The sequence below is a fragment of the Roseomonas aerilata DSM 19363 genome (assembly GCF_000711725.1).
In the GTDB taxonomy this organism is placed as follows: domain Bacteria; phylum Pseudomonadota; class Alphaproteobacteria; order Acetobacterales; family Acetobacteraceae; genus Roseomonas; species Roseomonas aerilata.
In genome coordinates this window covers 1-8,518 of sequence record NZ_JONP01000091.1, presented here as the reverse complement: position 1 = coordinate 8,518, position 8,518 = coordinate 1, and the positions used below count along the sequence as shown (strand labels likewise).

Annotated in this window: 6 protein-coding genes and 2 pseudogenes; 6 read left to right on the top strand and 2 right to left on the bottom strand. The window is 65.8% G+C overall.

What is annotated here, in order from left to right:
- The first annotated feature begins 9 nt into the window (after positions 1 to 9).
- The 4 genes and pseudogenes from BO39_RS35540 to terL form a co-directional block, all read left to right on the top strand.
- Positions 10 to 261: a DDE-type integrase/transposase/recombinase gene (locus BO39_RS35540; RefSeq protein ID WP_408735195.1), complete on the top strand. Its 252-nt coding sequence runs from the start codon at positions 10 to 12 to the stop codon at positions 259 to 261.
- Positions 262 to 447: 186 nt separating this feature from the next.
- Positions 448 to 666 carry a hypothetical protein gene (locus tag BO39_RS30715; RefSeq protein ID WP_156964117.1) on the top strand — a complete coding sequence of 73 codons (219 nt, stop codon included), beginning with the start codon at positions 448 to 450 and terminating at the stop codon, positions 664 to 666.
- A 3-nt stretch (positions 667 to 669) separates the two neighbouring features.
- Entirely contained in the window at positions 670 to 915 is a 246-nt protein-coding gene (locus BO39_RS30710) for a hypothetical protein (protein WP_052403000.1), read from the top strand.
- A 15-nt stretch (positions 916 to 930) separates the two neighbouring features.
- A pseudogene (terL, locus tag BO39_RS30705) lies at positions 931 to 1,482 on the top strand (phage terminase large subunit); the annotation flags it as partial.
- A gap of 646 nt (positions 1,483 to 2,128) precedes the next feature.
- On the opposite strand, the pseudogene BO39_RS28510 reads toward terL, so the two are convergent.
- Both BO39_RS28510 and BO39_RS33390 read right to left on the bottom strand, forming a co-directional pair.
- Positions 2,129 to 3,791, bottom strand: a pseudogene (locus tag BO39_RS28510) (IS1182 family transposase).
- Between the two features lie 243 nt (positions 3,792 to 4,034).
- On the bottom strand, positions 4,035 to 5,171 hold the full coding sequence (locus BO39_RS33390; protein WP_156964115.1) for a cache domain-containing protein: 1,137 nt from the start codon (positions 5,169 to 5,171) through the stop codon (positions 4,035 to 4,037).
- Between the two features lie 250 nt (positions 5,172 to 5,421).
- Here BO39_RS33390 and BO39_RS28505 point away from each other — a divergent pair, with 250 nt between their 5' ends.
- The gene (locus BO39_RS28505; protein ID WP_052402998.1) at positions 5,422 to 7,566 is read left to right on the top strand and encodes a diguanylate cyclase; all 2,145 of its coding nucleotides are present in this window, start codon (positions 5,422 to 5,424) and stop codon (positions 7,564 to 7,566) included.
- A gap of 218 nt (positions 7,567 to 7,784) precedes the next feature.
- The gene (locus tag BO39_RS28500; protein ID WP_043840141.1) at positions 7,785 to 8,492 is read left to right on the top strand and encodes an IS6 family transposase; all 708 of its coding nucleotides are present in this window, start codon (positions 7,785 to 7,787) and stop codon (positions 8,490 to 8,492) included.
- Positions 8,493 to 8,518: the final 26 nt, after the last annotated feature.

The window sequence follows — 8,518 nt, the reverse complement described above, 5'->3', positions numbered from 1 at the left end:
CTGCCCGAAGTGCGGCATCGGACCAGCCGCTACCTAAACAACCGTGCCGAGAACTCCCATAGGCCAACGCGACGCCGAGAACGCCAAATGCAACGTTTCAAATCATACGAGCAAGCACAGCGGTTTCTTTCGGTACAATCGATGATCTACGGCCACTTCCGTCCGCGGCGGCACCTAATGACGGCCGATGGGTACCGCCGTGCTCGTGATAACGCCTTCCGGATCTGGAAGCGGGAGACGTGCGTCCAAGTGGTAGCGTAAGGCTGGCCAAGCTCTGCCGCTCGGTTCAACGTGCCTCTTAGCCAAACAACGTGACAATGCCGCCGCCGGGTACAGGGCCGGATCCGCGCCCATGGCCTGACGCTCGGCTACAGGCTGGACCGTGAGGCCGAGGACCTCTGGACGACCACGAACGGCGGCGAGTACCGGGCGGTGGGCATCGGGGGCGTGATTACCGGCCTCAGGGCAGACTTGGCGCTGATCGACGACCCGGTTAAGTCGCGGGAGGAGGCTGACAGCGAGGCACGTCGAGAGCGGGTCTGGGCCTGGTTCGGAGACGACCTGCGCACCCGCCTCCGGCCCGGTGCCGCCATCGTGGTGGTGCAAACCCGCTGGCATGAGGACGACCTCGCGGGGCGGCTGCTCCAGGCCCAGGGGGATCGATAGAGGGTGGTGTCCCTGCCCGCCGAGGCTGAGCAGGACGACCCGCTCGGCCGCGCTCCAGGTGAGATGCTGTGGGGTGACGACCGCTACGGCTACGCCGCCTCCCTCACCCGAGTGAAGGCGGAGGCGAGCACGCGGAGCTGGTCGGCGCTATACCAGCAGCGCCCTGTCCCGGACACAGGCGACTACTTCCTCGCCGAGTGGCTGCACCCGACCGACAGCCTACCCGACCGGACAACACTCCGGGTCTAAGGCGGCTCGGACTACGCGGTCACCTCGGGCGGTGGAGACTGGACCGTGCACGTGGTGGTGGGGATGGATCCGCAGGGGCGGCTCTGGCTGCTCGACCTGTGGCGCGGTCAAACAGCGGCGGACGCGTGGATCGAGGCCTTCTGTGACCTCGTACGCCAGTGGCGGCCGATCGGCTGGGCCGAGGAGACGGGCCAGATCAGGGCGGGTGTGGGTCCCTTCCTCGAGCGCCGCATGCGAGCGCGGCAGGCCTATGTCGCCCCGCACGCCTTCCCTACCCGCGGCGACAAGGCGGTGCGGGCGCAGTCGATCCGCGGCCGCATGGCGCTAGACGACTTGCACCTGCCGCGCACCGCTCCCTGGAGGCTGGCCTTCGAGGCCGAGCTGCCGACCTTCCCGGCAGGCCGGCACGACGATCAGGTGGACGCGCTCGGGCTGGTCGGGCAGCTGCTCGACAGGATGGTCAAGGGCAGCGCGCTCAGGCCCAAGCCGGATGAGCAGGAGGACCGCTACACCAGGCTCTTCGCCAACGATGACGAAGAGAGCGCCACGTCCTGGAAGACGGTGTGACGGATGCATGGCCCAGTAGATCGACCACGTCTCGAATCACGCCTTCTTGTAGATCGTTGCGCAACGACAGACTGGCGCCGGCCACGGACTTATCAAATGATCATACAACCACAGCGGGAGAGAAGGCATGGCTCAGCAACTCACACCAGCAAAGGCCTGCGACTGGCTCGCTGCCCTCGACCAACGTCAAGCTCACCTCGACGAGAGACTACGCGACGCGCTTGCCTCCTCATCGCCGGATCCCGAGCGCATTAGTCGGATCAAGAGCGAGAAGATGCACGTTGAGGATACGATCGCTTCGCTCGCTCTGTATCTGCTTGATGGCCGGCCCCTGCCTTCAAAATCTTCTCTATGTCGCTCAAGGTCAGGCGACCGGCGGCCGGGTCGTATGCCTTCGAAGGATGTCCAACACCCGTCAGACTTCTCCGACACCGTTGGTTAAATGCCGCGGGGCTTTGCCTAGGCAGCCGTAAGCGAGAGCCGGCACACGAAGCATTCGTTGGCCTTCGCGGTGCGACACTCTTGTCTCAAGCACCTCTGCTGTGACTGCATGCGGTCCGCACTAACTACTTACTCTGAGGCCGACCGCCATGCGGCCTCCCCTATGTTCACCACCGACCAACGACCGGACACTGTTGGCGAAGTGCTATGCGAGGAGGGCGGCGAAGCGGGATACGCGTGTCGGTTCGAGGGGGCGCTCTGTGAGCCACGCGGCGAGGCGCTCCAGGTTCAGCGCGGCGGCAGTGGCGAGGTGCTGCAAGCCTGTCTTGGCGAGACCGCGATAGCGAGCCCGGCGAAGGCCAAACGCTCGCACGGCCTGCGAGATGGTGCCCTCCACGCCCTGGCGTTGCGCGTAGAGGTGTCGTCCCTGCTCCGTCCTTTCCCGCATTCGGGCAGCCGCGAGCGCCTCGTGCTCGCGCCGGGGCAGGAGGGCGAGGACACGGCCGACGTAGCGCGATCGGATCCGGGTGCAGCGGTGTCGGGAGGTGCAGGTCCGGCAGTCGGCGGCCCGGAACCCCACTCGGATGGTGGGCCGCTGGCCACGGTGCTTCGTGCTCTCGGCCCAGCTGGTGCTCTCAGCCCCCTCGGGACAGCGCGCGAGCTGCCGGTCCCAGTCGATCGCGAAATCGTCGAGGCTGAATGCTTCTGCGATCTTGGTCTGCCAGCTGAGATTGCGGCGCCCGGGGCCGACGAGGTCGATCCTGTGGCTCTCGCGCGCCGCGATGAGATGGTCCGCGCTGACGTAAGCCGAGTCCACGAGATGCTCGGCCGGCGTCAGGCCCTTCTCGGCGAGGGCGGTGTGGATCGCGGCCGTGCGGCTCGCCTCGTGGACGTTGGCCGGTGTGGTGTCGGCGTGCAGCACCAGACGAGGCGCGCCTGCATCGCAGCTCTCGGTCAGGTGGACCATGTAGCCGGTCCAGCGCGTGCTGCTCTTGGCGCGGAACGGGGCATCGGCGTCGTAAGGTGATTCCACCCGATCGCCAGGCCCGCGCCCCTGGGTGGGCCCTAAGCATGCACCGCCGGTTCCGTCCTTGGCCCGCTCGAAGTGGCGCGCCCAAACCCGACGTAGCACCGCAACGGAGGGAAGGGCCGCGGCTGCGCGTGGTGTCGTCTGCCCCGCAAGGGCGTCCAGGAGGTGGAAACCGTCGGCACCGACTATGGCCACGTAGGCGTCACGCTTGGGACCACCCTCAGGTAGCCGCGTCTCCTCGATCCGCCGCCCATAGCGGCTCCCGCCATTCCGGCAGGGCCGCCACGCGCAGCCAGTCGGGAGCGGCCACGGCCAAGGCGTTGAGGGTGGCCCGCAACGTCTCAGCCACGAGCTCAACCCGGTTCAGGTCACGCACTGCGGCGAGCACATGAGTGCTGTCCGTCCGCTGCCGCCCGCGGCTCCGGAGCAGACCGTCCTCCCGTGCGGCGTCCAGGACCCGCTGGAGCAGGCGGCCCGTGGCCTCACCCGCCAGCAATCGGCCTCGAAATTCGCAGAGCACGCTGTGATCGAAGCCGGGGTCCGCAAGATCAAGGCCGAGGAGGTATTTCCAGTCGATCCTCGCCCGGACGGCCTCTGCCGCCCCACGATCGCTCAGGCCCTCGCGAAACTGCAGGAGCGTAACCAGAGCCAGACGCCACGGCGCGTAGGCTGGTTGGCCCAGGCGGGGGTAGAGGTCGGCGAAGTCGGCATTGCTGAAAATTGCCCCAAGCCGGTCCCGCAGCACGAGGCAAGGATTACCTCGCCGGAAGGCTGCCCGGGCAACCCGGGCGGTGTCCTCGGGCACGGACGGGATCGGTTGCTGCGGACAGATCGACATCAGACATCTCCGAGCCGAGAATCCGATGAAACGCCGCCCCCACCACCCGGCTGCCGACTTCGCCAACAGTGTCCGACCGTTGGTCGGTGGTGAACACCCCCTCGCTCGCGAGGAGCTGCCGGATCCTTGCGGCGGCTGCTCCGGATCTGCGCACATGCCACTGGCGGCCTCCGATCTGCACCTCAGAGACCGAGGGCGTACCAGTGAGCATCTCCCTCCGGCGCTGCGAACTCGCCAGGAGGGTCAGCCCCTCCTTCTCCTCCCGGATCGGCCCTGCTGAGAGCTAGATCCTACGATTGTAAGCACAGGCTTGAGAGTACCGCGTCCCTGAACATTGCGGTCAGCGACTGCTCGACGGACCAGCAGCCAAGTAGCTGCGCCAGCGGCGATGGATAGGCAGGCTCCGATCGCAAAAGCCATCCGAAACACGTCCCATGCTATCGGAACTGAACGGGTGAGTGGCTGGCGCGCCAGCATCATCCATCCCAGGTCGCGCAAGCTGCCTTCCATCGGAAACTCGACTGCGGTGGAAAGGTAAACCTGCCCATCAGGCCAATCCTGGGCAGAAGCACCTCCGTGCAGCGCACCACCGAACTGAGCAGCGCCCGCCGTCCCATCCGTCAACGATGCTCGGAGCAGTGTACCCTGCAGCCCGCGTGGCCCGAGTAGCACCTGTCCGTCCTTCGAGGCGATGAGGAGCTCGAGCCCGGATGCCTGACGAGTTGGGCTGACGACCGCGCTCGCCACCTGGGTGGCCCAATTCCAATAGATATGGGCTCCGAGCACGCTGGTGACTTGGCCACGTGCATCGAGGAGGGGCAGCGCGATATCGACGAAGCGGAGCGGCTCCCCCTCCGGGCCGCGTAACCGGTTGGCAAGTAGCGCGGCCTCGTGCACATCGCCGAGGAAAAGGCCGGCGCGGCCACGCTGAAACCAGGGCCGGACCGAGACGTCAACGCCCTCCAGAAGCCCTCCCGAGGCGGAAACCACTCGGCCGGCAGTGTCCGCGACGCCAATCCAAGCATAACCGGACCAACTCTCCTTCAGTCGATCGACCAGGGCCCGGATGCGCTGCGTATCGGCCAGGCTTTCCATAGCGCCGCTGCCAACCAGATCCGTCAGCTGCGAGGTGCGCCGCTCTATGTCGCCCTCCAGGCGAATTGCCGCCTGTGACGCGAGGTGATGCAGCTCCATCCCGCGGCGCTGCTGCGCCTCGCCCTCCGCAAGCCAGCCCAAAAGCAGGGCACAGGCAACACTGACCGCGAGCGCCAGCGCCGTTGTCGCTATCGTGATACGTGCCGCCGCTTGGCGACGAGAGGAAATCCCTAACCGGGAACCGGAAGTGGCCACGCGACGATGCCCCAGCACACCGACGATCATCGAGGGTGGCCGGGGAAACTAACCCGGCTTGATCAACGTGAGGTGAATGCCGCCTTATCCGGTCGTGCACCCTCAGGGCTGCACGAGGCGCATGGTCCCGCCGGAGGCCAGGGCCCCGGTCAACACGATGCGGATCTGCCGCTCCGCCTTTCGACATCATTCTTACCGGGCGCAGCGGCCAGTTAAGCTAATCTCAAGCCCTTTCCCCGAGGCTAGCCCAGATCACTGCTGCAAAGATTGCGCGCGCAAGATGCAGAACGCGAACGTCCGGAACGATGCTGTCAGCGCCGCGGGCTACCACCGCTCAGCAGGCAGTGCCTGGCTGGTAGGACTGGGTGCCGTGGTCGCCCTCGGCGTGATCATCGTTGGTGTTCTGACCCTACTCGACTCCCGTGTGGATGTTTGGAGGCAAGCAGAGCAGGCGTCCGAGAACCTCGTTAGAGCGCTCGACCGTGACATAAGTCGTACTTTCGCCACCTATGACCTCTCGCTCCAAGGCGCAATCCAAGCGCTCAGCAGGCCCGACCTGAGCGCAGCCTCCGATGAGATCCAGCACATGGCTCTCTTCGACCGTGCCGCGAGCGCTGACTACCTCGGCTCCCTGCTGGTGCTTGGGCCCGACGGCAAGGTGCGAGCCGCCTCGACATCGACGGTACCCCCCGCGCTGGACCTCTCTGACCGAGAATACTTCCACATCCACCATGAGCGTTCTGACGCAGGGCTGTTCGTTAGCCGTCCGTTCCTCAGCCGCCTCCGCGATGGAGATCCGAGCCTCGCCATCAGCCGGCGCATTGATGGCGCCCGAGGCGAGTTCGTGGGTGTAGTCGTCGGCACGACCAGGCTCGCCTATTTCCAGGACAACCTTCGCACGCTCGACCTCGGTCCACAGGGCTCGATTACCCTCCTCCGAAGCGACGGCCGAGTACTCGCCCGCAACCCGCTCCGAGGTGACGACATCGATCGCGATCTGAGCGGCACGGAAAATGTCGAACGGTTCATAGGGGCACAATTCGGTAGCTTCGTAGGCAAGGCGGCTCTGGACGGGGTGGAGCGCCTTTACACCTTTCGTCATGTCGACGGGCTGCCGCTGGTGCTCAGCGTGGCGGTCGCGGTCGAGGACATCCTGGCGCCTTGGCGGTACAAGGCCCTGATCTTCGGCTCGATGCACCTGATGCTTTGCATCGCCCTGCTCGGGCTCTTCATCCTGTTCCGCCGCGAACTGCGTAGGCGAGCCGAAGCCGAGCGGCAGTTGTCAACTCAGGCCAAGGATCTCGCAAAGATTGCCAGGGCAGACGGGCTCACCGGCTTCGCGAACCGCCGTTGCTTGGACGAGGTGCTGGCACGGGAATGCTCGCGCGCCGCCCGTGAGCAGACGCCCGTCTCCTTGCTTTTGCTCGACCTCGACAAGTTCAAGGCGTTTAACGACCACTACGGCCACCCGGCCGGCGATGCCTGCCTCCGGGCCGTGGCGCAGGCGGTTGGCGGTGCGGTGTCGCGGCCAGGCGACCTGACCGCGCGTTACGGTGGCGAGGAACTCGCCGTGGTTCTTCCCAACACGACCGAGCACGGTGCGCGTCACATTGCCGACCAGATCCTTACCGCGGTGGAGGCGCTAGGTCTGGAGCACGAACACAATGCGGCAGGCATCGTCACGGTCAGCATCGGGTGTGCAGCGGCGATCGTAACGCCGAATGCGGTGCAATCAGGCCTCCAGTCCCTCCTAGCCGCTGCCGACAAGGCTCTCTACGAGGCAAAAAGGCAGGGCAGAAACCGGGTCGTCAGTTCAGAAGAGATGCCGACAAGCCCCGTTCCCCCTGCCATGCCGGCCGAGGAGCAACGATTGGTAGAGGTAGCATTGTACAAGGAGCGGACGGTGCTGCCCACCGAGGGTCTAGACCGCATTGCAAGGCTGACCGCGAGGCTTCTAGGCGCCCCGGCGGGGATGGTCACGCTCGTCGATGCCGACGAGCAGCTGCTTATCGGCAGGCATGGTGTCGACGTCGAGCGTACGCCGCGGGAGATCGCCTTTTGTGCGCACACCATCACCGGCACGGCCCCACTCATCGTGCCCGATGCAATGGCCGACCCACGCTTCTGTGACAATCCGTTGGTCCGTGCCGAGCCGAGCATCCGTTTCTACGCCGGCGCGCCACTGGTCGCGCCGGAGAACGGGGCTCCTCTGGGCGCACTCTGCATTGTCGACTCAGTGCCGCGCGCTGGCCTTGACGCTGCGCAGCGGGCTCTACTTGTGGATCTGGCAGAGCTCACAATGCAGGAACTGGAACGAATGCGGACGGGGGCCGCTGGTTTGAGCCTGACCTCATGGACACGGCAGCTGTCCGCCCATGGTGACACAAGGGAGACGCCCCGCCCTGGCGGTCTCACTGAGCCGTAGGCCGCGGTCATTCTAGCAGCTGCAGGTGGTACGGCCTCGGCATGAGCTGCTTTGTCACAGTCCGAGAAGAAAGAGGGCACTCCGTTCTCGCCCCCCTCTGCTGCCGCAGGCCAGATTATCGGCGCTGTAAGGGCCTGCGTCTCAGCCGTTGTGGCTAGATGGAATTGGCAAGTTGATGGGCTGTGGTCGGAACAACGGAGCCGGAGCAGTCTGACGGGATGACGTCAGACCGCCACACCTACCCTGGATACCGCTTCCCGGCGGAGATCATCAGCCATGCGGTCTGGCTCTATCATGTGTTCAGCCTGAGCCTGCGAGACGTGGAGCTGATCCTGGCGGAGCGCGGCATCACCGTCACGCACGAGAGCATCCGGAACTGGTGCCGCAAGTTCGGTTCGGAGTTCGCGGCCAGGCTGCGGCGGCGCCGGCCGAAGCCGGGCGACACCTGGCACCTTGATGAGGTGTTTCTGCGCATAAACGGCATGCTGCATTACCTCTGGCGAGCGGTGGACCAGCACGGCGTGGTTCTGGACATCCTGGTTCAGGACCGGCGGAACGGAAGTGCGGCCAAGCGGTTCTTCAAGCGCCTGCTCGCAGGTCTCAAGTACAAGCCGCGCCGGCTGGTCACTGACGGGCTGAAGAGCTACGGCGTGGCGCAGCGCGAACTGCTACCCGAGGTCCGGCACCGGAGCAGCCGCTACCTGAACAACAGGGCCGAGAACTCACATCGGCCCACCCGACGGCGAGAGCGGCAGATGCAGCGGTTCAAGTCGGCCGAGCAGGCTCAGCGGTTCCTCTCGGCGCACAGCATGATCTACGGCCACTTCCGTCCTCGCCGGCACCTGATGACTGCCGGCGAGTACCGGCGCGCCCGCACCAAGGCCTTCCGGATCTGGCAGCAGGAAAGCTGCGTCCAAGCGGCATGATGATCCTGCCGTATCCCCACTCGCGC